The 25,154-nt window shown below is 68.1% G+C and carries 24 protein-coding genes; 8 read left to right on the forward strand and 16 right to left on the reverse strand.

The features are described from left to right. Positions 1-584 precede the first annotated feature (584 nt). Complete coding sequence (locus tag FHP25_RS38945; protein ID WP_231712635.1) at positions 585-2,144, forward strand: AMP-binding protein; 1,560 nt, start codon at positions 585-587, stop codon at positions 2,142-2,144. Positions 2,145-2,270: 126 nt separating this feature from the next. Next, positions 2,271-3,242 carry a quinone oxidoreductase family protein gene (locus FHP25_RS38950; protein ID WP_147852401.1) on the forward strand — a complete coding sequence of 324 codons (972 nt, stop codon included), beginning with the start codon at positions 2,271-2,273 and terminating at the stop codon, positions 3,240-3,242. A 43-nt stretch (positions 3,243-3,285) separates the two neighbouring features. On the opposite strand, the gene FHP25_RS38955 is transcribed toward FHP25_RS38950, so the two are convergent. Next, on the reverse strand, positions 3,286-3,888 hold the full coding sequence (locus FHP25_RS38955) for an NYN domain-containing protein (protein ID WP_178134115.1): 603 nt from the start codon (positions 3,886-3,888) through the stop codon (positions 3,286-3,288). 130 nt (positions 3,889-4,018) lie between these two features. Next, the gene (locus FHP25_RS38960; RefSeq protein ID WP_147852403.1) at positions 4,019-4,735 is read right to left on the reverse strand and encodes a hotdog family protein; all 717 of its coding nucleotides are present in this window, start codon (positions 4,733-4,735) and stop codon (positions 4,019-4,021) included. A gap of 121 nt (positions 4,736-4,856) precedes the next feature. Here FHP25_RS38960 and FHP25_RS38965 point away from each other — a divergent pair, with 121 nt between their 5' ends. Continuing rightward, complete coding sequence (locus FHP25_RS38965) at positions 4,857-6,080, forward strand: MFS transporter (protein ID WP_147852404.1); 1,224 nt, start codon at positions 4,857-4,859, stop codon at positions 6,078-6,080. A gap of 2 nt (positions 6,081-6,082) precedes the next feature. Here FHP25_RS38965 and FHP25_RS38970 read toward each other — a convergent pair whose 3' ends face one another. The 11 genes from FHP25_RS38970 to FHP25_RS39020 form a co-directional block, all read right to left on the reverse strand. Beyond that, complete coding sequence (locus FHP25_RS38970) at positions 6,083-6,922, reverse strand: alpha/beta fold hydrolase (protein ID WP_147852405.1); 840 nt, start codon at positions 6,920-6,922, stop codon at positions 6,083-6,085. A gap of 21 nt (positions 6,923-6,943) precedes the next feature. Next, entirely contained in the window at positions 6,944-7,984 is a 1,041-nt protein-coding gene (locus FHP25_RS38975) for a M29 family metallopeptidase (protein ID WP_147852406.1), read from the reverse strand. 15 nt (positions 7,985-7,999) lie between these two features. Continuing rightward, positions 8,000-8,701 carry an ABC transporter ATP-binding protein gene (locus FHP25_RS38980; protein ID WP_147852407.1) on the reverse strand — a complete coding sequence of 234 codons (702 nt, stop codon included), beginning with the start codon at positions 8,699-8,701 and terminating at the stop codon, positions 8,000-8,002. Then, the gene (locus FHP25_RS38985) at positions 8,698-9,456 is read right to left on the reverse strand and encodes an ABC transporter ATP-binding protein (protein WP_147852408.1); all 759 of its coding nucleotides are present in this window, start codon (positions 9,454-9,456) and stop codon (positions 8,698-8,700) included. The genes FHP25_RS38980 and FHP25_RS38985 overlap by 4 nt, the downstream gene beginning before the upstream one ends. Continuing rightward, positions 9,453-10,337, reverse strand: a complete 885-nt coding sequence (locus FHP25_RS38990; protein WP_147852409.1) for a branched-chain amino acid ABC transporter permease — start codon at positions 10,335-10,337, stop codon at positions 9,453-9,455. Before FHP25_RS38990 ends, FHP25_RS38985 begins: the two co-directional genes overlap by 4 nt. Next, positions 10,337-11,212, reverse strand: a complete 876-nt coding sequence (locus FHP25_RS38995; RefSeq protein WP_147852410.1) for a branched-chain amino acid ABC transporter permease — start codon at positions 11,210-11,212, stop codon at positions 10,337-10,339. The genes FHP25_RS38990 and FHP25_RS38995 overlap by 1 nt, the downstream gene beginning before the upstream one ends. Beyond that, positions 11,209-12,441: an ABC transporter substrate-binding protein gene (locus FHP25_RS39000; protein WP_147852411.1), complete on the reverse strand. Its 1,233-nt coding sequence runs from the start codon at positions 12,439-12,441 to the stop codon at positions 11,209-11,211. Before FHP25_RS39000 ends, FHP25_RS38995 begins: the two co-directional genes overlap by 4 nt. Before the next feature lie 45 nt (positions 12,442-12,486). Further along, entirely contained in the window at positions 12,487-13,647 is a 1,161-nt protein-coding gene (locus FHP25_RS39005) for an aromatic ring-hydroxylating oxygenase subunit alpha (protein WP_178134116.1), read from the reverse strand. A gap of 117 nt (positions 13,648-13,764) precedes the next feature. Then, positions 13,765-14,265, reverse strand: a complete 501-nt coding sequence (locus FHP25_RS39010) for a MarR family winged helix-turn-helix transcriptional regulator (protein ID WP_147852413.1) — start codon at positions 14,263-14,265, stop codon at positions 13,765-13,767. Continuing rightward, positions 14,266-15,396, reverse strand: a complete 1,131-nt coding sequence (locus tag FHP25_RS39015; RefSeq protein ID WP_147852414.1) for a serine hydrolase domain-containing protein — start codon at positions 15,394-15,396, stop codon at positions 14,266-14,268. Positions 15,397-15,426: 30 nt separating this feature from the next. After that, positions 15,427-16,023: a 2-hydroxychromene-2-carboxylate isomerase gene (locus FHP25_RS39020; protein ID WP_147852415.1), complete on the reverse strand. Its 597-nt coding sequence runs from the start codon at positions 16,021-16,023 to the stop codon at positions 15,427-15,429. 164 nt (positions 16,024-16,187) lie between these two features. Between FHP25_RS39020 and FHP25_RS39025 the strand changes: the two genes are divergently transcribed. Next, positions 16,188-16,694 (forward strand): peptidoglycan-binding domain-containing protein, encoded by a 507-nt coding sequence (locus FHP25_RS39025; protein ID WP_147852421.1) that lies wholly within the window; start codon positions 16,188-16,190, stop codon positions 16,692-16,694. Between the two features lie 5 nt (positions 16,695-16,699). On the opposite strand, the gene FHP25_RS39030 is transcribed toward FHP25_RS39025, so the two are convergent. Then, entirely contained in the window at positions 16,700-19,804 is a 3,105-nt protein-coding gene (locus FHP25_RS39030) for an efflux RND transporter permease subunit (protein WP_147852416.1), read from the reverse strand. Between the two features lie 48 nt (positions 19,805-19,852). Then, complete coding sequence (locus FHP25_RS39035; protein WP_147852417.1) at positions 19,853-21,121, reverse strand: efflux RND transporter periplasmic adaptor subunit; 1,269 nt, start codon at positions 21,119-21,121, stop codon at positions 19,853-19,855. A 234-nt stretch (positions 21,122-21,355) separates the two neighbouring features. On the opposite strand from FHP25_RS39035, the gene FHP25_RS39040 reads away from it, so the two are divergent. Further along, positions 21,356-21,937, forward strand: a complete 582-nt coding sequence (locus tag FHP25_RS39040; protein WP_147852418.1) for a YqaA family protein — start codon at positions 21,356-21,358, stop codon at positions 21,935-21,937. Between the two features lie 9 nt (positions 21,938-21,946). On the opposite strand, the gene FHP25_RS39045 is transcribed toward FHP25_RS39040, so the two are convergent. Further along, positions 21,947-23,161, reverse strand: a complete 1,215-nt coding sequence (locus FHP25_RS39045) for a polyhydroxyalkanoate depolymerase (protein ID WP_147852422.1) — start codon at positions 23,159-23,161, stop codon at positions 21,947-21,949. A gap of 81 nt (positions 23,162-23,242) precedes the next feature. Here FHP25_RS39045 and FHP25_RS39050 point away from each other — a divergent pair, with 81 nt between their 5' ends. From FHP25_RS39050 to FHP25_RS39060, 3 genes are all read left to right on the forward strand, one after another. After that, complete coding sequence (locus FHP25_RS39050) at positions 23,243-23,908, forward strand: glutathione S-transferase family protein (protein ID WP_218578959.1); 666 nt, start codon at positions 23,243-23,245, stop codon at positions 23,906-23,908. Between the two features lie 126 nt (positions 23,909-24,034). After that, a complete protein-coding gene (locus FHP25_RS39055; RefSeq protein ID WP_218578958.1) occupies positions 24,035-24,565 on the forward strand; it encodes a disulfide bond formation protein B in 531 nt (176 codons plus the stop codon). A gap of 9 nt (positions 24,566-24,574) precedes the next feature. Continuing rightward, positions 24,575-25,154: demethoxyubiquinone hydroxylase family protein (locus FHP25_RS39060; protein WP_147852419.1), on the forward strand; the 580-nt coding region annotated here is incomplete at its 3' end.

The raw sequence follows: 25,154 nt of genomic DNA on the forward strand, positions 1-25,154 counted from the left end.
CTCCAGTTCGGCGAAAATCGACCTCGACTCCTCCATGGCGCCAAACTCCTACGCTACTACTCAACCCAACCCAGCCTTAACCCCTATCCCTCAAACGCAAGCTCTTTCTCTAATGCGATTGCCCTGCTTCCGCCGCGGATTCCGGTGTTTCAGTTCTTGTTCTCTGATGAAGAATGTAGTACAGTTCACCACAGTATGCGTTCCCGCCGCCGGGGATATCGGGCGTTCCTCGTGGGCCCCGTCGCAAGGGGCAAGGCCGTCGCCGGGCCGGATGCGGGCGCTTCGTCGGCTCCACGACACGGAGCATTCAGGCTGACGCCACCATGGGAGGCGACTGATGGCCGTTGCGAGCGTCGCTACGCATCCGCCGGTAGCGCGGGGATCGGCGTATCGCCTGCCGCCTGCGGCGGATTTTCGTAATTTCCGACGTTTGCGTCACGCCCTTTTTCGACTGAGATTCGGTATGTGCTTGATTTGCTTGCGTTTTTTTCGCGGAGGGTGCGGCCCAGCGGCCGCTTGAGTGGCCGGCGACCGCCATGCTTTGATCCGCGCCCAACAGACCCGGCGGCGTTTCACGCCGCGGCATGCGACAGAGGACGCAAGTGCATCCCTATATCCACGCCGGCACGACCCCCGACAAGCCGGCCTACATCATGGCCGGCAGCGGCGAGGTCGTGACCTACCGCCAGCTCGAGGAGCGCTCCAACCGGATCGCCCAGTTGTTCCGTGATCGCGGGCTGAAGGCGGGCGACCACATCGCGATCTTCCTGGAGAACCATCCTCGCTTCTTCGAGATCTGCTGGGCGGCGCAGCGCTCGGGCCTCGTCTACACGGCGGTGAGCTCGCGGCTGACCGCGGCCGAGGTCGACTACATCGTGGGCGACTGCGGCGCCAGGCTGCTGATCACATCGATGTATCTGCAGAAGCCGGCGGCGGAGCTGGCGCCGCTGATGCCGGGCGTCAGCACACGGCTGATGATCGACGGCACGATCGCGGGCTACGAGCCGTTCGAGGAGACGGTCGCGCGCTATCCCGCTGCACGCATCGCCGATGAGGTGTCCGGGCAGGACATGCTGTACTCGTCCGGCACCACGGGCCGGCCCAAGGGCGTGATGGTGCCGCTGACGTTGGAGGCGATCGACACGGTGAGCCCGTCGCTTCATCTCAGCCGTCAGGCTTACGGCATCGATGCCGACACGGTCTACCTGTCGCCGGCGCCGCTCTATCATGCCGCGCCGTTGCGCTTCAACATGATGATGATGCGGCTGGGTGCCACCTGCGTGATCATGGAGCACTTCGACGCCGAGGAATACCTGCGGCTGGTGGAGAAGCACAGGGCCACGCACACCCAGCTCGTGCCGACGATGTTCGTGCGCATGCTGAAGCTGCCGCAAGAGGTGCGCCGTCGCTACGACGTGTCGAGCCTCAGATGCGCCATCCACGCTGCCGCGCCGTGCCCGGTGCAGGTGAAGGAGCAGATGATGGCGTGGTGGGGGCCGGTGCTGCACGAGTACTACGGCGGCACCGAAGGCAACGGCATGACCATGGTCGGGCCGCAGGACTGGCTGTCGCACAAGGGCACGGTCGGCCGTGCGGTGGTGGGCAAGATCCGGATCGTGGGCGAGGACGGCGAGGAGCTGCCGGTCGGCGAGGCCGGCACGATCTACTTCGCCGAAGGCCGCGAGTTCGCCTACCACAACGACCCGGCCAAGACCGCCGAGTCGCGTCATCCCAAGGGCTGGAGCACGCTGGGCGATGTCGGCTATGTCGATGCCGAGGGCTTCCTGTACCTCACCGATCGCAAGGCCTTCATGATCATCTCGGGCGGCGTCAACATCTACCCGCAGGAGGCCGAGAACGTGCTGATCAGCCATCCCGCGGTGGTCGACGTCGCGGTGTTCGGCGTGCCCAACGAGGATTTCGGCGAGGAGGTGAAGGCGGTGGTGCAGCCACGCGACATGGGCGAGGCGGATCCGGCGCTGGCCGAGGCGCTGATCGCCTACTGCAAGCAGCATCTGTCGCCGATCAAGTGCCCGCGCTCGGTCGACTTCGAGGCCGAGCTGCCGCGCCATCCTACCGGCAAGCTCTACAAGCGCCTGCTGCGCGACCGCTACTGGTCCGGCCGCCAGAGCCGCATCGTGTGAGCCCATTCAAACTGTCATTCCGAGCGCAGCGAGGAATCTCCTCGTTACGTGGTCACGGACTGCCTTCCAGGGAGATCCCTCGCTGCGCTCGGGATGACATGCTGTAGATCAAAGGGAGTCATCGCCATGAAAGCCGCCGTGCTCGGTGAAGCGGGTGTCGAGATCCGCGACGTGCCTGTCCCGGTGCCGAAGCCCAACGAGGTGCTGATCAAGGTGCGGGCCTCGAGCCTCAACCGCGCCGACCTGCTGGTGGCGTCCGGCCGGCAGCATGGCCCGGTCGGCGGCGTCGGCGCGCGGCTGGGGCTGGAATGCGCCGGTGAGGTGGTCGAGGTCGGGGCCGAGGTCAAAGGCATCAAGGCCGGCGACCGCGTCATGGGCTCGGCGCCCGGCGGCTATGCCGAGTACGCCGTCACCGACGGGGGACGCGTCCACAAGGTGCCGGCCAACAACATGACCTTCGAGCAGGCGGCCTGCTATCCGGTGGCGCTGCAGACCATGCACAACGCGGTGGTGACCGCCGGCCGCCTGAAGGCGGGCGACAGCGTGCTGATCCAGGGCGCGAGCTCGGGCGTCGGGCTGATGGGCATGCAGATCGCCAAGCTGATGGGCGCCTCGGTCGTGATCGGCACGTCGACCAACCCCCAGCGCCGCGCGCGGCTGGCGGAGCATGGCGCCGACCTCGCGCTCGACTCCCGGGACCCGGCGTGGCCCGAGGCGGCGCGGGCGGCGACCGGCGGCAAGGGCGTCGACCTCATCGTCGATCAGGTGTCGGGCGGCGTCGCCAACCAGAACATGCAGGCCGCCGCCGTCCTGGGCCGCATCGTCAATGTCGGGCGCCTTGGCGGCATGAAGGGCGAGTTCGACTTCGACCTGCACGCGCTCAAGCGCATCGACTATGTCGGCGTCACCTTCCGCACCCGCTCGCCCGAGGAGGTGCGCGAGATCAACCGCCTGATGCGCGCCGACCTATGGCCAGCCGTCGAGGCCGGCCGGCTGTCGCTGCCCATCGATCGCAGCTTCCCGCTCGACCAGGTGGCCGAAGCGCTGGCCCACATGCGCGCCAACGCCCATTTCGGCAAGATCGTGCTGACGATGTGACGTGCATCTCCTCTCCCCGCTCTCGCGGGCAGAGGTGTACCCCTCACCGCAGCCGCTCGGGCAGGATCGTGCGCGCGTCGTCGGAGTGCTCGTAGAGCTCGGGCGGCAGGCGGCGCATGTTGCCGAGCGAGGCGACCACCATCTGCTTGCCCAGCCGGCGCGCGTACTTCATCGCCGGCACGAGGTCGGTGTCCTGCGAGGCGAGGATGATCTGGTCGATGCCGGGCAGGTGCGAGTAGGAAGCGATGTCGAGCGCGATGCGCACATCGACGCCCTTCTGCTCGAAGTCGGGCGCGAAATCGTCGTCGGTGAGCGTCTCGGCCGGCGCCGTGGCGTTGCCGCGCCGCAGGCGGAAGCCGCGGAACTTCAGGACGCCGCGGCGCACCGCGAAGCGTTCGCGCTGCGCCAAGTCGCGCAGCCAGCCGTCGCCCGACTCGAAGACGCGCCTTTCGCCGGAGATCGGCAGGCTCACCTCGCCGGCGAAAGGCGGGCAGTCATAGTACAGGATCCGCAGCACATGCTCGCGATCATGGTCGATGCACGACCAGGCAAAACGCTCGACGAAATCGTTGTTGTACTGAAAGCCGATTTCCTGCGCGCTCTTACGGAGATTGCCGCCGTCCAGCAGGACAACAGTCTTCAGCATACCGGTTGCCATAGGTGATAGGGGTCCTTGACATCGTTATTGGTGCCGGCTCTGCGCCAATTGATCGCAGTCGGCTCGCCGTGGATTTAGGGCTCGATGTCAATCCCGTGCAAGAGGTCAAACGGTCCGATCAGGAGACGATGATCCACGTCGAGAGGGCCATGGCGCAGAGTGTGCCGGTGCTGGTGTACAATGCGGTGCCGGCGAACAGCTTGCGCCGCTCGGCGCCGACCTTCCAGCCCACGACCATGCAGGTCTCGTCCGGGGCCGGCCGGTGGAAGACCCGGCCCGTCATGCGGCCGGTCATCGCCGGCCGCCAGTCGTCAGGATCCTGCACCGCCCATGCGCCGGGACAATCGAGCGCACCCCACAGGAAGGCGCTGTCGATGCGGCCGTCCGCCGCGGCATGCACGGCATGCGGCCGGTACAGCGACAACGACATCGGCTTGTCCGCGAAGCGCTGTCCGAAGACGCGCAGCCCGTCGCCCTCGGCACGGCCGCGGCCGCATACCAGGCACCAGTGGAAGTCGCTGTCCTCGAAGCAGCCGCCTTCGGCCGACAGCCGCTCGGCGTCGGCCCAGTCCTGCACGCCGGGCGGCTCCAGCGCGAGGCTGGCGGGCCGCGCCTCGCTCACGAGCCTGTCGCCGTCCTTGAGCAGCAGGGCGCCGTCGCCGCCGGGCGTCAGCGCCAGCCTGGTGTCGATCGGCACCGGCGCGCGCAGGGTCACCTCGACGACGCCGTCGGGATCGACATGACGGGCCATCACGCCGGCGACATAGCCACCGTTGCCCGACAGGCGCGGGCCGTTGAAGCGGCGGTCGATGACGATCGTGCTGTTGTGGTGCATGCGTGCTATTCCCCGCGTGGTGCGCAACCGTGTCCTGCGGTGCGTGGCACAGCAAGCGCTCGCGACGCAAGGCCGCCTTCACTAATCTGCGCCGCGTCATTGTCAATGAAAGGACAAGCGCGTGCTGCACCGGGCTGGATGGCTGCCCTACGGCCTGGTCGCGATGTGTTTCATGCTGAGCTTCGCCACCCGCGGGATCAGCGAGTCGTTCGGCGTCTTCGTGCCGGCGCTGCAGGCGGCGTTCGAGGTGGACCGCGCCGTCATCACCAGCGTCTACGGGCTGGGCATGCTGGCGATGGGCCTTGGCGGGCCGTTCGCCGGGCTGCTGCTCGATCGCGTAGGGCCGCGCGGGCTTGTGCTGGCGGGGCTGGCCTGCGCCGGCGGCAGCGCCGTGCTGGCATCGCTCGCGGGCGCGGTCTGGCAATTGCATGCCACCCTCGGGCTCCTCACCGGCCTGGCTGGAGCGGCGCTCGGCAGCGTCACCTTCGCCGGCTTGCTGGGCCGCTGGTTCTCCGCGCGTCTGGGCACGGCGCTGGCGGTCGTATGGTCGGCGAGCAGCGTCGGTGTCATGCTGATCTCGCCGCTGGCGGAGATGCTGATCCAGGCACGGGACTGGCGTTTCGCGTACTGGTGCCTGGGGCTGGCGGTGCTGGCCCTGGTCGTGCCCGTGGTCCTGATGCCGTGGCGACGCATCGCGGCGGGCGATCCGGTGATCATGGCGGCGCGCGGCGGTGCGGACTGCACCCTTGGCACCGGGCCGACGGTGGCGATGGCGCTGCGCGATCCGCCGTTCTGGGGCCTGACGCTCGCGTTTGCGATGACATCGGTGTCGATCTTCAGCCTTGCGCCGCAGGCCAACGCCTACCTGATCGACCAGGGACTCACCGGCGCCGGCGCCGCGCGGGTATGGGCGCTGACCGCGATGCTGACCCCCGTCGGCATGATCGGCTTCAACTGGCTGGCCGATCGCGGCGGGCGCATGCTGGGCGCCATCGCGGCCTATACCGGCACGGGGCTCGGCATCCTGGCGCTGTGGTCGGTGGGCGGACCGGACGACACGTGGCTGATCGGCGCCTTCATCGTGCTGTTCGGCAGCACGATGGGATCGCGCGGGCCCATGATCTCGACGCTCGCGACGCTGCGCTACCGCGGGGCCCATGCCGGCCAAATCTACGGTCTCATCACCTGCGGCATGGGCGCCGGCGGGGCGCTGGGCGCCTGGCTGGGCGGCCTCGCCCACGACCTCACGGGCGGCTACCGCGGCACCTTCGTGCTGTCGCTGGCCGCCCTGGTGCTGGCGGCCGTGCCGCTGGTGCTCGAGGCCCGCGCCCGCGAGCGCATGTAGGCTCAGCCCCAGCTCACCGTCGTCTGTGTCATCCGGCCGCCGAGGAAGTCGAGCACCGCCTGGTTGAACAGCGCCGGCGCCTCCCAGTAGGGCGTGTGGTTGGTCTTCTGGAAGATGCCCAGCTGCGCCTGCGGCAGGCGCCGGTGCGTCTTCTGGCCGATCTCCAGCGGCACCGACTTGTCCTCCTCGCCCCAGAGCAGGAGCAGGGGGATGCGATCGCCCAGCGCCTGCAGGCCGTCGAGCACCAGGTCGTCGTTGAAGCGGTGGGCGAAGTAGTCGAGGAAGCGCTCGAAGCACGCCGCAGCGCCGGGCGAGGCGTTGATCCGCACGTCCTCCTCGACCAGGGCGTCGGTGACATGGCGCGGATCGCTGAACACCTGCAGCAGGCGGTTGCGCATGGCCTCCAGCCGCATATCGCGCAGGCCGGCGGTGGTGCGCTCGACCTTCTCCTGCGTCACCGGCGCCAGGCCGAGGCTGCCGACCATGATGAGCGAGCGCACGCGCTGCGGCGCTGCAATCGTTGCCGCCGCCGCGACATGGCCGCCCAGCGAGGTGCCGAGCAGGATCGCCTCCGGCGCATCGACCTGATCAAGGAACTGCAGCAGGAAGTCGCGGTAGCCCGGAATCGAGTGATCGAAATCGGCGGACTTGGTCGCGAAGCCGTGGCCGGGCAGATCGGGCGCGTAGACGCGGTAGCCGGCGGCGGCGAGCACATCGATGTTGTGCTGCCAGCGGTCGGCGCGCGAGGTCAGGCCGTGCACCAGCACCAGCACCGGGCCGGTTTGGCCGGCGCTGAAGACGCGCGTCATCGTGGCGCCGACGGCGAGGGGATAGGTGATCATGGCGAGGACTCTCCGTCGGGGCTAATCGAAGCGCGGCATCAGGGCGTCGGCCTTGCCGGCCAGGGCTTCGGGCCATACGACCACGCCGTGCTCGATGATGGGCTGACCGTCGATGCTGAGCGACTGGCGCAGGACCACGCCATCGGGGTGGTTCTCGCCGCCGCCCGGCTCCCACCACGGCATGCCCAGCCCGATGGCGTTGGCGCCGATCGCGCGGATGTCCTCGATGAAGCACTTGCCGCCGAAGCGTGCCGCCGGATGCAGCCCGTAGGAGAAGTGGATGACGTAGCCGTAGTCGCCGCGCCCGGCCCGGCGCAGCGCGCGGTCCAGGATCTGCGCATCGGGACCCTGCTCGACGATGCGCTGGATGCGGCCGTCGACCTCCAGGGTCAGCGGCCGCTGCAGCGCCGTGTAGTGCTCGTGCATGGCGGCCACCAGCCGCAGCGTGCCGCGCACGGACTTGAGCTCCGGCAGCATCACCACCGAGCCGGGCACGGTGTTCATGCCCGGCCCCTCGGCGCGCCGTTTCTTCGCCTGCCCGCGCGGCGCCAGCACGAAGCTGACGTCGGTGCCGATGTCGTCGGTGACGCGGCACGTCTTGCCGCCGGCCTCGCCGATCAGCGTGTCGAGCGCCGACTGCACCTCGAACAGGCTGTCGAGATCGACGGCGCCGTAGAGGCGCGCCAGGGCCGCGGAGTCCATGCCGCCGGCGCCCAGGGCGCGCAGGCGGTTGCCCTTCATTGCCCGGTCATGCGCATCCGAGCCGGCCATGAAGGGATGCGTGAGGTCGATCCAGACATCGGCCTCGAGCATCGCCGCCTGCAGCGCCGTCGGCAGGTAGGGGTCGGCCAGCTTGCCCTGGAAGGGCAGCTGCGGGATCACGCTGATCATCGGCCGGCTGCCGAGCGTGGCGGCGGCGTCGAAGATCGCGTTGATGGCCGTCATGTCCGATGCCGTGTCGGCGGTGATCAGCACGCTTTCCCCGGCCTTGACCTGCATGTGATCCTCGACCAGGGCGCGCGCGCTGCGCATGCGCCTTGCGTTGTCGATTGCCGTTGCCATCCGTTCCTCCTGCGCCTAGGCGCCGCCCAGGTAGAGATCGGCCATGCGCGCGTCGGCCAGCAGGTCGCGCGCCGCGCCGCTCATCACCGCCTTGCCCGAATCGAGCACGTAGCCGCGATCGCTGATCTCCAGGCTCTGGCGCGCGCGCTGCTCGATCACCAGCGCCGCCACGCCGATGGCCGGCAGCTTGCGGATGGTGTCGAACACCTGCGCCACCAGGTTGGGCGACAGCGCCGCGGTCGGCTCGTCCAGCAGCATCATCTTCGGCTGTGTCATGAGCGCGCGGGCGAAGGCGAGCTGCTGGCGCTCGCCGCCCGACAGCGCTTCTGCCCGGACGCGGCGGCGGGCGGCCAGCGCCGGGAACAGGTCCAGCATCTCGGCGATGCGGGCGGCGTGGTTCTGCACGCCCACCACCACCTGCAGGTTCTCCACGATGGTGAGCGAGGGGAAGACGTTCTCGACCTGCGGCACATAGGCGACGCCGACCTTGATGCGGTCCTCGGGCCGCATCGCCAGCAGATCCTCGCCGCAGAAGCGCAGCACGCCGCGGCAGCGCGGCACCAGGCCCATGATCGCCTTGGCCAGCGTGCTCTTGCCGGCGCCGTTGGTGCCGGCGACGGTCACGATCTCCTTCTCGTGCACGGCGATGTCGATGCCGGTGACGATGTCGATCTCGCCGTAGCCGGCGACCATCTGCTCGATGGCCAGCAGGGTCACGATGCGCCTCCGATGTAGGCGGTGCGCACGCGCGCGTCCTTCAGCACGTCGTCGGGCGGGCCATGCGCGATGATGCGGCCGCGATCCAGCACATGGAGCTCGTTCACCATGCGGGTCAGGGCCGGGATGTTGTGCTCGACGATCAGGAAGCCGATGCCGGACTGGTTGATGGCCACGATGCGGTCGGCGATCTCGGCGTAGAGCACCGGGTTGACGCCGGCGAACGGCTCGTCGAGCAGGATCATGCGCGGCTTGCACATCAGCATGCGGCCGAGCTCGAGCAGCTTGCGCTGGCCGCCGGAGAGCTGGCCGGCGGGCAGGTCGGCGACCGGCGCCAGCCGCAGGAAGTCCATCACCTTGCCGGCCTGCTCGGCGATCGCCGCCTGCTCGCGCTTCAGCATGCCGCCGGCAAGGAAGGCGAACCGCAGCCGCTCGCCCTTCTGGCCCGGCGCCGACACCGCGAGGTTCTCGCGCACCGTCAGGTGGCTGAAGGGCCGCGGCACCTGGAAGGTGCGCATCAGCCCCTGCCGGGCGCGCGCCTGCGGCGACAGGCTGTCGAGAGTCCGTCCCTCGAAGCGGACATGGCCGGCGTCGGCCGGCTCGAAGCCGCCGACCACCGCGAACAGGGTGCTCTTGCCGGCGCCGTTGGGGCCGATCAGGCCGACCAGGCCGCCCGCCGGCACGGCGATCGAGACATCCTGCAGGATCTGCAGGCCGCCGAACGACTTGGAGACGCTGTCGATCTCGAGGCTCATCGCTCGACGCCGTCGCCGATGAGGCCCCGCGGCCGGAACAGGACGAACAGCACCAGGCACAGGCCGATGATCGCCAGCCGGATGCTGGCCATCTCGGTGTCCAGCACGCCGGGGAAGAGGTCGCGCACGAAGCGGGAGCCTTCCAGGATCAGCACCAGGATGCCGGCGCCCAGCACGACGCCGGCGTTGCGGCCGGTGCCGCCGATGATCATCGCCATCCAGACATAGAACGTGACCAGCGGAATGACCTGCTCGGGCGACAGGTAGGTGATGTAGTGGGCGTAGAGCGCGCCGGCGAGGCCGGCCAGGCCGGCACCGATCATGAACACCCGGATCTTCACGCCGACCGGATCCTTGCCCAGCGACACGAGCGCCACCTCGTTGTCGCGCACGGCCTTGATCAGGCGGCCGAACGGGCTCGCGGCCAGGCGGTGGACCAGCAGGAACGCCAACCCGTTGAGCGCGACGACCAGGCCCAGATAGGCATATTCGGCGCCCCCGACGCCCAGCCCGCCGAAGGGGCGAGGGATGCCGGGCAGGCCCTGCACGCCGCCGGTCAGCCACTCCTCGCTCGTGATCACGATGCGGATGATCTCCGAGAAGCCCAGGGTGACGATCGCCAGGTAGTCGTCGCGCAGGCGGATGGCGAGCAGGCCCAGCGGCAGCGCCACCAGGGCGGCGATCAGCATCGCCGCGGCAAAGCCGGCCGCGAACGGCAGGCCGGCCAGGGTCAGCAGCGCCGAGGCGTAGGCGCCCAGCGCGAAGAAGCCGACATGGCCGAAGTTGATCAGGCCGGTGAAGCCGTAATGCAGGTTGAGGCCCAGCGTCAGCAGGCTGTAGATGCCGCCGATGATGGCGATGGCGACCAGGTAGCTGAGCATCACCGCACCTTCACGGCGGCGCCGAACAGGCCGCGCGGGCGGATCGCCAGGATGACGATCAGGGCCACGAATGACAGGGCGATCTTGTAGGTGAAGCCGACGAAAGGCGTGGACAGCTCCTGCACGATGCCCAGCGCCAGCCCGGCGACGATGGCGCCGACCGGGCTGCCGACGCCGCCCAGCACCGCCGCCGCGAACGCCGGCAGCAGTATGTTCCAGCCGTTTTCCGGCATGACCACGGTGTTGATGCCCAGCACCATGCCGGCGACGCCGCACACGGCGCCGGTCAGCAGCCATAGCGCGACCATGACCCGGTCGACGTCGATGCCGCTGGTGCGGGCGAGCGCCCGGTTGTCGGCGACGGCACGCATGCGCCGGCCGATCGGCGTGAGGAACAGGACGGCGAAGACGACGGCCATGCAGCCGAACGCCGTGACGGCGAGCCACAGCATGCTGGGCTGCAGGGCGACGCCGCCGATATCGATGGCGCGCTGCAACGGGATCTGGAACACCCGCTGCTCCGGCCCGGCGATCAGGAACACCGCGGCGCGGATGATGAAGGCAAGCCCGATGGAGGCCAGCAGCACGGCCAGCATCGAGCGTCCCTGCAGGCGCCGGAAGACGAGGCGATAGAGCACCACGCACAAGGCCATGCAGACCACGACCGCGGCCAGCATCTGCAGCACGGTGCTGCTGATGCCCAGGCCCTGCACCGCGATGCCGGCATAGGCGCCGACCGTCATGATGTCGCCGGTGGCGGTGTTGGGGAAGCGGGCGACGGCGAAGACCAGGTTCAATGCCAGCGCGGCCAGGCCGATGATGAGGCCTTCGATCACGCCGTTGAGCAGCAGGTTGAAGAACAGCGCGGCGTTCATTTCAGGTCGAGCATCTGGCGGAACTCGAGCTGCCCCTTGCGGATCACCGACAGCTTGAAGAGCGGCCGCACATCGCCATGCTCGTCGAAGTCCAGCGGGCCGGACGCGCCCTCGTAGTTGACCTTCTGCCCGGCCTTCAGCAGCGCCTTGCCTTCGGCGAAGCTCGACACCGGCGTGCCGGGCGGGTTGGCCACCTCGCGCAGCTTGGCCGCGATCGCCGCATTGTCGGCGCTGCCGCCGGCCGCCTCTATGGCCAGCGCCGTCACCTGGACCATGTCGTAGGCGCAGGCGGCGAAGAAGCCGTCGGCCGGATCACCGCCCACGACCTTGCGGTAGCGCTCGGCAAAATGCGTGTAGGCGGCGCCGTTCAGCGCCGAGACGTAGTCGACCGCCATCAGCCCTTGGGCAACCTCGGGGCCCAGCGACTCCACCAGCTTGGGGCTGACCGCATAGCCGGGGCCGATGAACTTGACCTTGGCATTGAGCTGCCAGGCCTCGCGCACGATGATGGTCGTGTCGGGGACGTAGGCGCCCAGCACGATGGCCTCCGGCTTGCCGGCCAGGATGCGCTGCAGCTCCGAGCGGTAGCTCGGCCGGTTGGGCTCGTACACCACCTCGGCGACCAGCTTGCGGCCCATCTCGGTCCAGGCGCCCTTGACGCCGTCGGTGATGTCGCGGCCCGAGGCGTTGTTGAACGCCATGGTCGCCACGCGCTGCACGCCGTCCTTGGCCAGGATGCTGGCGATCGCGCGGCCCGAGCGCTGCCCGGTGGTGGAGAAGCGGTATACGAGGTCCTTCTTGTCCTGGGTCGAGATGATGCTGGCGCCGGCGCTGGTCATGTGGATGACGCCGGCCGCCTCCTGGATCGGCATCACCGCCAGTGCCACGCCCGACGACCAGGTGCCCATGATGGCGTGCACTTTCTTGACCTCGATCAGGCGCTTGGCCGCCAGCACGCCGGCATCTGGCTGCGTCTGCGAGTCCTCCGGGAACACCTCGAGCATGCGGCCGCCGGCACCGCCGGCCGCGTTCACCTCCTCGGCCGAGAAGATGATCGCCTTCTGCATGCCGGCGCCATAGAGGCTGCCGGCGCCGGTGATCGGGTTCAGCGCCCCGATGCGGAACGGCTCGCCGGCCCGGGCGGGACCGGCGCCGCCCACCGCCCATAGCAAGGCGCCTGTGCCGGCAGCGCCCAGCAGCCGGCGGCGATCAATCGTGTTGGCCGACATCTTTTGCTTCCTCTCCCCGCTCAGGCGCCGCTGCTGCGGCAGGTGTCAGGTCCGTCCGCGCAGGTCGCCGTAGAGACGGTCGATCTGATAGTTGATGACGTTGTAGACGCCGTGCTCCAGGCTCGACATGCGGCCGGGCTGGAACTTCTTCGACTTCGCGCCGTTCTGCAGCGAGTTCACGAGCTCGCGATCCTCCTCGATCACCTGGATCTGGAAATCGCGATAGACCTTCAGCTTCTCCTCGAAGTCGGGCCGCGCGAAATGCTCCGCGGGGAACAGGATGTGCAGCAGCAGCCGGGTCTTGTCCGGCGCCACCGGCCAGATCACGTCGGTCACCACGGCGTCGCAGCGGCCGAAGAGCTGCAGGTTGGGCGGCAGGTGTCCCAGGCAGGCGAAGGTCGACGGCTTGTCGGCCAGCCACGGCATGTTGCCGAACAGGCTCTGGCCGCCCGGCACCAGAGAGGCGGAATTGTAGTAGCCGATGGTCGAGCCCTGGCCGCGCGCGGTCGGGAAGTAGTCGACCGAATCGCGATACTTGCCGAACGACTTCGCGTGCACCACGCGCGCGTGGTAGACGTCGAACAGGTTCTCCAGGACGAACTTCCAGTTGCAGTCCAGGTCGAACACGATGCGGGCCGCCAGCCGGCAGTCCTGCAGCCGCAGGAACGCGAACTCCTGGTCGAAGCGGGCGATGTACTGATCAAACGGCAGCGGATTGTCGTTCAGCGTCACGAAGATCCAGCCGCACCACTGCGCCACGCCCAGCTTTGGCAGACGGCAGGTCTTGACGTCGAAACCTTCCGTCTTGTCCATATGGGCGGCGCCGATCAGCTTGCCGTCGAGATCGTAGCTCCAGGCGTGGTAGGGGCACACGAAAGCGCGCACGTTGCCCTTGCCCTTGGCCACGTCCACGCCGCGATGCGCGCAGGTGTTCGAGAACGCCGCAATGTCGCCGGCCTTGTTGCGGCAGACGACGACCGGCTCGTCGATGATCTTGAGCGTGAAGTAGTCGCCTGGGTTGGCGATCTCCTCGACCCGGCCGACGCAGAGCCAGTCCTTGTAGAAGAGGCGCTCCTTCTCGACGTCGAAGATCTCCGGCGAGGTGTAGAAGTAGGACGGCAGGTGGCGCGACTGCTCCAGGGGAACGCGCACGCCCTGCACGTCGTCGAGAACCACCGCGTCCACGCCGCTGCTACGCTCGCTCACCACTCTATCTCCATCATCTGTCGGACAGGCACGCAGTGACACACGACGGTGTCAGTTCGCATACTTACTGACAACGTTGCCGACTCGTTTCTCGAATGTCAAGCGGCGGCCATGACGTTATCGGGCGGCTGACTTTGCGGCGGCGCGGCCGGCGCGGGCGTTGACCGCCCGCGAGGGCGGCTCGGCGCCGATCATGCGCCGCAGCAGCCGCATCAGCACGGTGCGCTCATGGGTCGAAAGATTCTCGAACATCTCGTCTATGGTGGCGTCGACCACATCCTGCGTCCGCAGCAGCAGGCTTTCGCCGGCCTTGGATACGGTGAGCGCCAGCGCCCGCCAGTTGTAGGGTGAGCGCTTGCGCTCCACCAGGCCACGCCGCTCCAGCCGAATGACGATGTTGCCGGCCGTCACCTTGTCGAGGCCGACCATGTCGGCCAGGGTCGCCTGGTCGACATGCGGATGCTTGTAGATGGCTGTCATGACGAGGTGCTGCGGCGCGGTGATCTTGAAGCAGGCCAGCTTCGCCTCGAACAGCGCCACCGACATCTGGTGCGCACGCCGGATCACATATCCCGGCTTTTCAAGCAGGTCGGCGACTTCACGACGGTTGGTCTTCATTCAGAGGATCGCCGTGTGCACCAGGTTGGCGATGTGGTCCAGCCGCCAGCTGTGCCAGGGATCGGGGACGCGGTTGTTGGTGATATAGGCGAAGGAAACGCCGGAGTCCGGGTCGGCCCAGCAGTAGGACGTGCCGACGCCGCCATGTCCGAAGGCGCGCGGCGAGGCGATCGAGCCCAGGCCGCGGATCGCCTCGGTGGTGCCGCGCAGATGCGGGCCGATGCCGCGATGCATGGGCATGCCCATGAACTCATCGACGCGGTCGCCGGTCCAGTTGCGGAGGGCGTATTGCAGGGTGCGCGGCGATACCAGCCGATGGTTGTTGAGCACACCGTCGGCCAGCATCATCTGGTACAGCGCCGCCATGCCGCGCGCGGTGCCGTAGCCGCCACCGCCGGGGATGCCGGCCCGCCGCCATTCCGCCGCGTTGTTGTCGGGATCGTTCTGCGGCGTGCCGCCCAGCGGCGGCTGATAGTGCATGTCGGAGACCCGCGCCGCCAGGGCCGGCCCGACGCCCATGAACAGGTCGTTGCCCAGGCCCAGCGGCTCGAGCACCGTCTCGCGCACGACGTCGCGGAAGTCCTTGCCGGTGACGGCTTCGATCACGACGCCGGCGACCCAGTGTGCCGACAGGCCGTGATAGTGCACCTTCGAGCCGGGCGTCCATTCGAGGCTGAAGTCGCACACCACCTGGCGCAGCTTGGCGTGGTCGTCCCACGCGTCCTTGGGCACGACGGCATTGGGGAAGCCGCCTTGATGGGTCAGCAGCTGCAGCAGCGTGATGGCGCCCTTGCCGTTCTTCTTGAACTCGGGGACGTGATCGGCCACGCGGTCGACGAAGCGGATCGCACCGCGTTCGGCCAGTGCCCACATCGTGGCGGCGACGATGACCTTGGTGTTGGAGTAGAGCAGCCACAGCGTGTCGTCGGTGGCTCGGCGACGATCAGGCTGCGTTGCGGCGTTGCCGAAGCTTCTCACCAGGGCCAGCTTGCCGTTGCGCGCCAGCGCGATCTGGCAGCCCGGGTAGTGACCGTCGGCGATGTGCCTGTCGATCAGGGCGACCAGCCGCTCGAGCTGCTCGGTGCGGAAGCCCATCGCGGCGGCATCGGCCGTCGGCAGGGGAAAGGGCATCGGTGTTTCCTCCGAAAGACAGAAAGGACACTACATCCACGGCGTGGTGGCCCACTGGAACGCCTGCTCCATGCGGTCATGGCCCCAGAACAGCTCCTTGTCGACCGTGAAGGACGGCGCGCCGTAGACGCCGAGCGCGATCGCGGCGTCGGTCTGCGCCTTCAGGCGCGACTTGTTCTGCGGTGCGTTTGCGCGCTCGAGCACGGACGAAGGCAGGCCCAGCCGGCTGATGATATCGGCGATCGTGGCGACATCGCCGATGTCGCGGTCCTCGACGAAGTTGGCGCGGAAGACGGCACGCGAGAAGTTCGCGATCCAGCCGTCATCGGCGCCGACGAGCGCCACGCGCGACGCGAGCAGGCCGTTGCGCGGCAGATGCGATGGTCGCGCCCACGCGATGTGATAGCGCATGGCGGTGCGCTCGACATCGCGCCACATGTTGTCGCCCTTGGCGGGATAAAGGTTGAACGGCGAGCTGGTCCAGCCCTGGGCGGCGAAGATCGGCCCGAGCAGGAACGGACGCCAGCGCACGTCCACGCCCATCACGCGCGCCACGCCCTCGACCCGCTCGGCAGCGAGATAGGAGTAGGTGCTGGCGAACTCGTACCAGAACTCGACGGTCGGCATTGTGCTTCAAGCGCCTGGATTGCCCGAAATTTCGCGCTCCAGTGTGGGCCAAGACCCCACCTGTTGCCACCATGATGTTTGCACTGGCCTTTCCTGCGGCGCTCGGCATCATGGCGGGCGGCGACGTTCTGGCGCCGTCTCGTCGAAACAGTGGAGGACTGGTCATGGCGATGTTGAAGCTCGGCATGGCGGGCGAGCCTGTGAAGCGCCTGCAGCAGAAGCTGGGCGTCGAGGCCGATGGACAGTTCGGGCCGGCGACCGATGCGGCGCTGAGAGCCTATCAGAAGCAGAACGGCCTTGCCGTCGACGGCATCGCCGGGCCCGACACCTTCTCGCAGATGGGCCTGAGCGAGCTCGTGCTGCTGATGCCGGGGGCGACCGGCGAGACCGTGAAGAAGCTGCAGGCTGCCCTGGGGATCGCCGCCGACGGCCAGTATGGCCCGGCGACGGTCGCGGCCGTGAAGGCCTATCAGCAGCAGCATAGCCTCGATGCCGACGGCTATGCTGGCCCGGTCACGCTGGCGACAATGAAGGCGTTCTCCCAGGAGATGACGCCGCAGGTCGTCGAGGCGTCGAAGACGACCGAGCAGGTGGCCGCGTCCAGCCCAGCCGACGCCATCGTCGCGGTCGGCAAGAGCATCTGGCAGACGGTCAAGGGCATCTTCAGGTAGAGGCGCTACTCCGCCGGCTGCGCCGTGCCCTCGGGTGCGGCGGCGCCGGCGCCTTCATGCGGTCGGCGCGTGCGCGCGAGATAGGTGTAGGCCGTCGGCACCACGAACAAGGTCAGCACCGTGCCCAGGGTCAGGCCGCCGACGATGACCCAGCCGATCGCCTGGCGGCTTTCGCCGCCGGCGCCCGTGGCGGTGGCCAGGGGAATGGCGCCCAGCACCATCGCGCCCGTCGTCATCAGGATCGGCCGCAGCCGCAGGGTCGCGGCTTCCTTCACGGCCTCGACCTTTGAGAGACCGGTTTCCTGGAGCTGGTTGGCGAACTCCACGATCAGGATGCCGTGCTTGGTGATCAAGCCGATCAACGTGACCAGCCCGATCTGGCTGTAGACGTTGAGCGTGTTGCCGGTGAAATGCAGCGCCAGCAGCGCGCCGGTCATCGTGAGCGGCACGGTCAGCATGATGATGAACGGGTCGATGAAGCTCTCGAACTGCGCCGCCAGCACCAGGAAGATGAAGATCAGCGCCATCAGGAAGAGCTCGTACAGACCCTTGGACGAGATCTTGAACTCGCGGCTGACGCCGTTGTAGTCGATGCGGATCGATGGAGGCAGCTGACCCGCGGCCTTCTCCATGAAGGCGAGCGCATCGCCCAGGGCGCAGCCGGCCGCCAGGTTGGCCGACACGGTCGAGGCACGCAGCTTGTTGAAGTGGTTCAGCTCCTTGGGCGCGACGGTCTCCTGGATGCTGATCAGCGTCGCCAGCGGCACCATCTGGCCCGAGCGGGCGCGCACGAAGATCTCGTTGAGCTGGTCGGGCCGCACGCGGTCGGCATCGGCGACCTGCACCATCACGTCGTACTGCTTGCCCTCGCGCTTGAAGCGCGTCACCTGGCGGCCGCCCATCAGGGTTTCCAGCGTGCGGCCGATCGTGTCGACCTCGACGCCGAGCAGAGCCGCCTTCTCGCGGTCGGGCCGCACGCGCAGGTCAGGCTTGTTCAGCTTGAGGTCGGTATCGAGCGCCGCGAGGCAAGAATTGGTGCGCGCTACCGCCAGCAGTTGGTCGGTGGCCGCGTCCAGCACCTCGTAGGGCTGGGTCGTCAGCAGCACCACCTGAACCGGCTTGTCGGTGGAGCGCAGGCCGAAGGAGGGCGGGTTGACCGGAAAGGCGAGGATGCCGGGGATGCGGCTGGTCAGCGGCCGCGCCAGCTCCGTCACGGTCTGCTGCTTGACCGTGCGTTCCTCCCAGGGACGCATGCGCGCGAAGGCGAGGATGCGCGTGACGTCCGGGAAGCCCACGATCACCAGCAGCCGGTCGACATTCTCGCTGATCTGCGGCCGGTTGAACTGGCCGCTGCGCAGATAGATGTCTTCCAGGCGGACCGCGTAGCCGAGGCTGTAGTCGAGCGTCGATCCTTCGGGCGCGAAGCCGATATTGCTGACGCTGCCGCGGTCCTCGGTCGGCGCCAGCTCCTGCGGCAGGATGCTGAACACAAGGCCGGCCGTGGCGGCCACCGCCAGGCCCACGACCACGACCACCGGCCGCGCCGCCAAGGTCCAGCCCAGCAGCCGGCGATAGCCGCGGTTCATGGCCTCCAGCACCCGTTCGCCGAACATGTAGACGCGGCCGTGCTGGCTGTGGTGCTTCAGCAGCAGCGAGCACATCATGGGCGAGAGGGTCAGGGCCACGAAGCCCGAGACCACCACCGATCCGGCCAGGGTGAGCGCAAACTCGGTGAACAGTCGGCCGGTGCGGCCGGTCTGGAAGGCGATCGGCGCATAGACGGCGGCCAGCGTGATGGTCATGGCGACGACGGCGAAGGCGATCTCGCGCGAGCCTCGCAGCGCCGCCGCGAACGGCTCCATGCCCTGCTCGACATAGCGCGCGATGTTCTCAAGCATCACGATGGCGTCGTCGACCACCAGACCGATCGCCAGCACCATGGCCAGCAGGGTGAGCGTGTTCACCGAGAAGCCCAGCGCCAGCATCATGGTGAAGGTGCCGATCAGCGACACCGGGATGGTCACCAGCGGCACGATCGTGGCGCGCAAGGTGCGCAGGAAGACGAAGATCACCAGCACCACCAGCACCACCGCCTCACCGATGGTGTTGAACACGTTGGCGATCGAACGGTCGATGAACACCGTCGTGTCGTAGGCGATTTCGGCGCTGATGCCGTCCGGCAGGTCGGCAAGGATCTGCGGCAGGCGCGCCTTGACGTCCTTGGCCACCGCCAGCGGGTTGGCGGTCGACTGCTTGATGACGCCGACATTGACCGCCGGCTTGCCGTTGTAGCGGCTGATCACGCGCGTATCGCGCGCCTCGATCTCGGCCCGTCCGACGTCCTTCAGCCGCACGAGATAGCCGTCATTCTCGCGCAGGATCAGGTTGTCGAACTGCTGCGGCGTGCGCAGGTCCGTCTCGGCCAGGATCGTGAACTCGCGCGCGCTGCTCTCGATGCGGCCGGACGGCACCTCCAGGTTCTGCCGGCGCAGCGCGTTTTCCACGTCCTGCGTCGTGATGCGGTAGGCGGCCATGCGCACGCGGTCGAGCCAGATCCGCATCGCGAATGTGCGCTCGCCGAAGATGCGCAGCTGCGATACGCCGTCGATGGTCTGCAGCTGGTCCTTGACGAAGCGGTCGACATAATCGGTGACGTCGAGCTGCGAGATCGTGTCGCTGGTGAAGGAGATGTAGATGATCGGGTTGGCGTCGGCCTCGACCTTGGCGATCACCGGCTCGTCGATTTCCGTCGGCAGGCGGGAACGCACGCGGCTGACGCGGTCGCGCACATCGGCCGCAGCAGAATCGACATTGCGCGACAATCGGAACTTGACCGTGATCTGGCTGCGCTCGGCGCGGCTGAAGGACGTCATCAGGTCGATGCCGTCGATGCCGTAGAGCGACTCCTCCAGCGGCTGCGTGATCTGGCTCTCGACGATCTCGGCCGAGGCGCCGCGATAGGTGGTCTCGACGGTCAGCGTCGGCTCGTCGATGTTGGGATACTCCCGCACCGACAGCCGCTGGTAGCTCACCAGGCCCAGCAGGATGAGCGCCAGGCTCATCACGGTGGCGAACACTGGGCGGCGGATGGAAATCTCAGGCAGCCGCATTGCTCGATCCGTGTCCGTGTGCTTGTATCATCAGTCCCGTGCCGCGCGTTAGCCGCCGCGATCCTGGCTGCCGCTGGGCGTCTTGGCGCTGGTGGGCGGCGCGCTCAGCGGCGGCGGTGGGCCGTCGCCCGCCGGCGGCACCGGCTCGTTGGAGGCCGATGTGCGGAAGGAGGCGCTGCCGGCGGCCGGGGTCGAACCCGAGCGGCCGCCGCCCGGCGGCACGACGGTCACCGGCATGCCCGGCCGTGACAGCTTCAGGTGGCCGGCCGTGATCACCATGTCGTCGACGCTGACGCCCTCGAGGATCTCGACCTGGCCCTTCTCGCGCTGGCCGGCCTTCACGAAGGTCGGCACCGACTTGCCGTCGACGATGCGGTAGACCTGAAGTCGGTCGCCCACGGGCACGATCGCGTGCTCGGGCACGAACAGGGCGTTCTCGCGCGTCGCCAAGGTCAAGGCCACGCGTGCGAACACACCGGGCCGCAAGGTGCCGCTGCGGTTGTCGACCTGGGCGCGGATCACGATCGAGCGGCCTGCTTCATCGACCAGCGGGTCGATGGCATAAACCTGGCCGGGGAATTCGCGGCCGGCAAAGGCGTCGACGGTCAGCGTGACGGTCTGGCCGACCTGGATCGCGGCCAGGAAGATCTCGGGCACGCGGAAGTCGACCTTCAGCGGATCGATCTGCTCGAGGTTGACGATGTCGGCGCCGGTCTGGAGGTAGCTGCCGATCGAGACGCGGCGCAATCCGATGACACCGTCGAACGGCGCCACCAGGGTGTACTTCTCGACGCGCGAACGGCCCAGGGCCACCAGGGCCTCGTCACGCCGCAAGGCGGCGCGCGCCTCGTCCACGGCCTTCTCCGTGCCGGCTTGGCGCGCCAGCAGCGACATCGCCCGGTCGTAGTTGGCCTTCGACAGCACCAGGGCGGCCTCGGCCTGGGCCAGCAGGGCTTCGTCCAGCGACGCGTCGAGCTTCACCAGCACCTGGCCCTTGGCGACCTTCTGGCCTTCCGTGAAGTTGAAGGCGATCACGCGGCTGGCAAGCTCGGGCCGCACCATCACTGCTTCGTTGGAACGGAAGGTGCCGACGGCGGCCACTGTCTGGCGGCTGGTCCCGGTGCGCACCTTCACCGCCTCGACCAGCACCGCCGCCGGCGGCTTGGGCGCAGCGGACCCGGGCGCCGTCGGTGCGTCGCGGCCGACCGCGGCCAGGCTGGTGCCCGCCCCGGGGCCCTTGTTGAACCACCACCACGCGCCGCCCGCCACTGCCACAAGCAGCAGCGACGACACGATCGTCACTGTGTGCCTTTTCATATGTGCGCGCCCGGCGGCGGCCAACGCCGCGAGCCACCCTGTATAGTTTGGTTAGCAGCAGTGTAGCGGCAAAAGCCGACCGGGAAATCTGAATCTCGCACCCCGACGGTGCGAATCTGCATCAATCAGGCGTGTGACATTGGTGAAGCCGGCGCTGACGGCTCGCGACAGGCCGTGCTGGCGCATGCTAGAAACCGGCATCGCTGGTCCGCTCCCTTTCTCTACTTCCCCAGAATGTTCCGCCGCCTCTACGATTGGGTGATCGCCCTGGCGGGTCACCGCCATGCCGTGCCGGCCATGGGCGCGGTTTCCTTCCTCGAAAGCTCGGTTTTTCCGATCCCGCCCGACGTGATGCTGGTGCCCATGGTGCTGGCGAACCGGGCCAAGGCATTCCAGATCGCGTTGGTCTGCACCGTCGCGTCGGTGCTGGGCGGCCTGCTGGGCTATGCCATCGGCTACTATCTGTTCGAGACGCTTGGCGCCTGGGTGGTCCGCGCCTACGGCCTGCAGTCGGCCCGCGACAGCTTCATGGCCGGCTTCGAGCACTACGGGATCTGGATCATCCTGATCAAGGGGTTGACGCCTATTCCTTACAAGCTGGTGACGATCGCCAGCGGCGCGGCCCATTTCGACCTGTTCACGTTCGTGTGGGCGTCGATCGTCACCCGCGGCGCGCGCTTCTTCCTGATCGCGGCCCTGCTGTGGAAGTTCGGCGATCCGGTGCGCCTGTTCATCGAGAAGCATCTCACGGTCCTGACCTGGATCTTCCTGGCCTGCCTGGTGGGTGGCTTCGTGGCCTTCCGGTATCTTTTCTGAGGGCGCCGCCTAGTCGCTGGCCAGGATCACGTTGCGCACCACCGGATAGATCTGGCCGCTCCACTTACGGCCGCTGAAGACGCCGTAGTGCCCGACACCCGGCTGCAGGTGATGGCGCTTGCGGTAGGGACGCAGGCCGGCGCAGAGATCGTGCGCCGCGAGCGTTTGTCCGACCGCGCAGATGTCGTCCTTCTCGCCCTCCACGGTCAGCAGGGTGGTGCGCCGGATGGCACGCGGGTCCACCTTGTGGCCGTGCCAGGTCAGCATGCCCCGGGCCAGGCGGTGCTCCTGGAACACGTAGCGCACGGTCTCCAGGTAGAACTCGGCCGTCATGTCGAGCACGGCGAAATACTCGTCGTAGAAGGCCTTGGTGGCCGCCGCCTTGGTGTGGCAGCCCTGGGCGAGATGGCTGAACAGGTCGACATGGGCCTTCAGGTGACGGTCGATGTTCATGCTCATGAAGGCCAGGAGCTGCAGGAACCCGGGATAGACGCGCCGCAGCGCGCCGGGGAAGGTCATGGGCACAGCCGAGATCAGGTTGTGCTCGAACCATTCGATGGGCCGGCTGGTGGCGAGCTGATTGACCGCCGTCGGATTGACACGGCAATCGATCGGGCCGGCCATCAAGGTCAGGCTGCGGGGCTGGGCCGGATTGCCCGCCTCGGCCATCACGGCGGCGGCCGCCAGGGCTTGCACACAAGGTTGGCACACCGCGACCACGTGGGTGCCCGGGCCCAGCACTTCCAGGAACCGGATCAGGTGGTCGACATATTCGTCGAAGCCGAAACGGCCGTGCCACAGGCTGACGTCCCGGGCATTGTGCCAGTCGGTGATATAGACGTCGTGCTCGGGCAGGAGAGTCTGCACCGTGGCGCGCAGCAAGGTTGCGAAATGGCCCGACAGCGGCGCCACCAGCAGCACGCGCGGCTGGACCACGTCGATGCCCTTGGCGAAGTGGAGCAGGGTGCCGAAAGGCGTGGTGTGGATGGCCTCCTCGTGAACCGCCGTCTCCCGCCCGCCCGCGATGACGCTGTCGATGCGGAAGGATGGCCGTCGGTGGCTCAGTCCCGCCCTTGCGATCAGCTCGCAGGCGGCGGCCACGCCCCGTGCCGTGCCGGCCGACAGCCCGGCCAGGGGCTGGCGCAGGGCGACGGCGGTCGTGCGCGCCGCGGCGCGCAAGGGCTGCATGAAATCGGCATGCGCCTGGTAGGCGAAGTAGAGCATCACGTCACCGGCGCGGTTATTGCAGGGTCTGGAAGGTCAAACGTCGCACCCCAAGAAAGTCGGACCGAAGGGATGACGCCCATGGCGGAGGCCTCTGTGACCACCTCTTTGACCATCAGTAGCAAGAACTATTCCTCTTGGGCGCTGCGGGGCTGGCTGTTGTGCAAGATGGCCGGATTGGATTTCGAGGAGCGGATTATGCCGTCGGATGATCCGTCGACCCGGGCCGAGCTGCTGCTGCTCTCGCCATCGTTCCTGGTGCCTTGCCTGGACCACGACGGCGTCACGGTATGGGACACGCTGGCGATCGCGGAGTATCTCAATGAGATCAGGCCCGAGGCCGGGCTGCTGCCGGCTGACCGGGCCGCCCGTGCTCATTGCCGGGCGATCTCGGGCGAGATGCATTCCGGCTTCAGCAATCTGCGGTCGGCCCTGCCGATGAACCTCAAGGCCCACTATCCCGGCTTCAAGATCTGGGCCGGGGCGCAGGGCGACATCGACCGCATCACGACGGTCTGGCGTGACTGCCTCGCCAGATACGCGGGCCCTTACCTGTTCGGCACGCTGACGATGGCGGATGCCATGTACGCGCCCGTCTGCACACGGTTCAGGACCTACGACGTGAAGCTCGATGCCCCGTGCGCCGCCTATAGCGAGCGCATCCTGAGCCTGCCGGCCATGCGCGAATGGATCATGGCAGCACAGGCCGAGCCCGAGGAGATCGAGGAGCTCGACGTCGAATTCTGAGGCGGTGGGAATTTTGAGCCGCTGGATCGCGCGCCGGTCGTGCAGGCGATCAGGGCAGGGGCAGGGCGAGCAGGATGCGGCCGCGCGCCCCTCCCGCATCGCCCGGTTCGGCGCTATATGGTGGGCATGAGCTCGACCCTCGCCATGGCCACCGTCAACCCATCCCGCGCGGCCGGCACCATGCTGCCCGCGGCGGTCGCGCTGTGCGGCAGCGCCGCGATCCTGCTGGGCGCGATCGGCTTCCAGTATATCGGCGGCTATCCACCCTGCAGCCTGTGCTACTGGCAGCGCTACGGTCACGTCGCGGTGATGGTGCTGGCGTGGCTGGCATTGCTGCCGACCGGCCGCGCCGTGCGGCTCGCCTTCCTGGCCCTGACCGGCGTGGCGCTGTTCGTCACCGCCGGCATTGCCGTCTATCACGCCGGCGTCGAATGGAAGTGGTGGGCAGGCCCGGCCGGCTGCTCAGGTGTTTCAGGGTTGAGCATGTCTGTCGAGGAGCTGAAGCGCGTCCTGATGGGCACCAAGATGGTGCGCTGCGACGAGATACCCTGGTCGCTGTTCGGCCTGTCGATGGCGGGATGGAACGTGGTGCTGTCGGCGGCGCTGGGCGGCTGGGTGCTGAGCCAGGCGTGGCGGCTGGCCCCCAAGGATGCCTGAGGAGGCAGCATGAGCGAGGAGGCCCGTCCGTCGGACAGCGGACCCGAACCGGCGCCGGTCGTGCTCGCCCGCACCAACGAGGGCTGGCAGCCCGGCGATCCGACGCCGCGTGCGTTTGTCGAGCGCGTGATCCGCGTTGACCAGGCCGGTGAGTTCGGCGCCGTGCGCATCTACGAAGGCCAGCTTGCCGCCCTGCGCTGGCGGGGCCAGGGCAACTCGCCGGCGGCGCGCAAGATCGAGCACATGCTGGCCCAGGAGGTCGAGCATCGCCGTGCCTTCGACGCGCTGCTTGCCGACCGCCGCGTGCGGCCGACGGCGCTGTCGCCGGTATGGTCGGTGGCGGGCTTCGCGCTGGGCGCGGCGACAGCATTGCTGGGTGATGCCGCGGCCATGGCCTGCACCGTCGCCGTGGAGGAAGCGATCGACGAGCACTATGCATCGCAGCGCGATCGCCTGGGTGACGACGTTCGACGACCTGCGCAAGGTGCCGCTGATCGACACCGCCTATCTGCCGGAATGGCCAATCTGGCTGGAGGCGGTGGGCCTGCAGGCGCTGAAGCCGCGGCGCTCGCTGGCGTTCGATTCGACC

Origin of the sequence: Vineibacter terrae, assembly GCF_008039615.1 — a bacterium.
Lineage (GTDB): Bacteria > Pseudomonadota > Alphaproteobacteria > Reyranellales > Reyranellaceae > Vineibacter > Vineibacter terrae.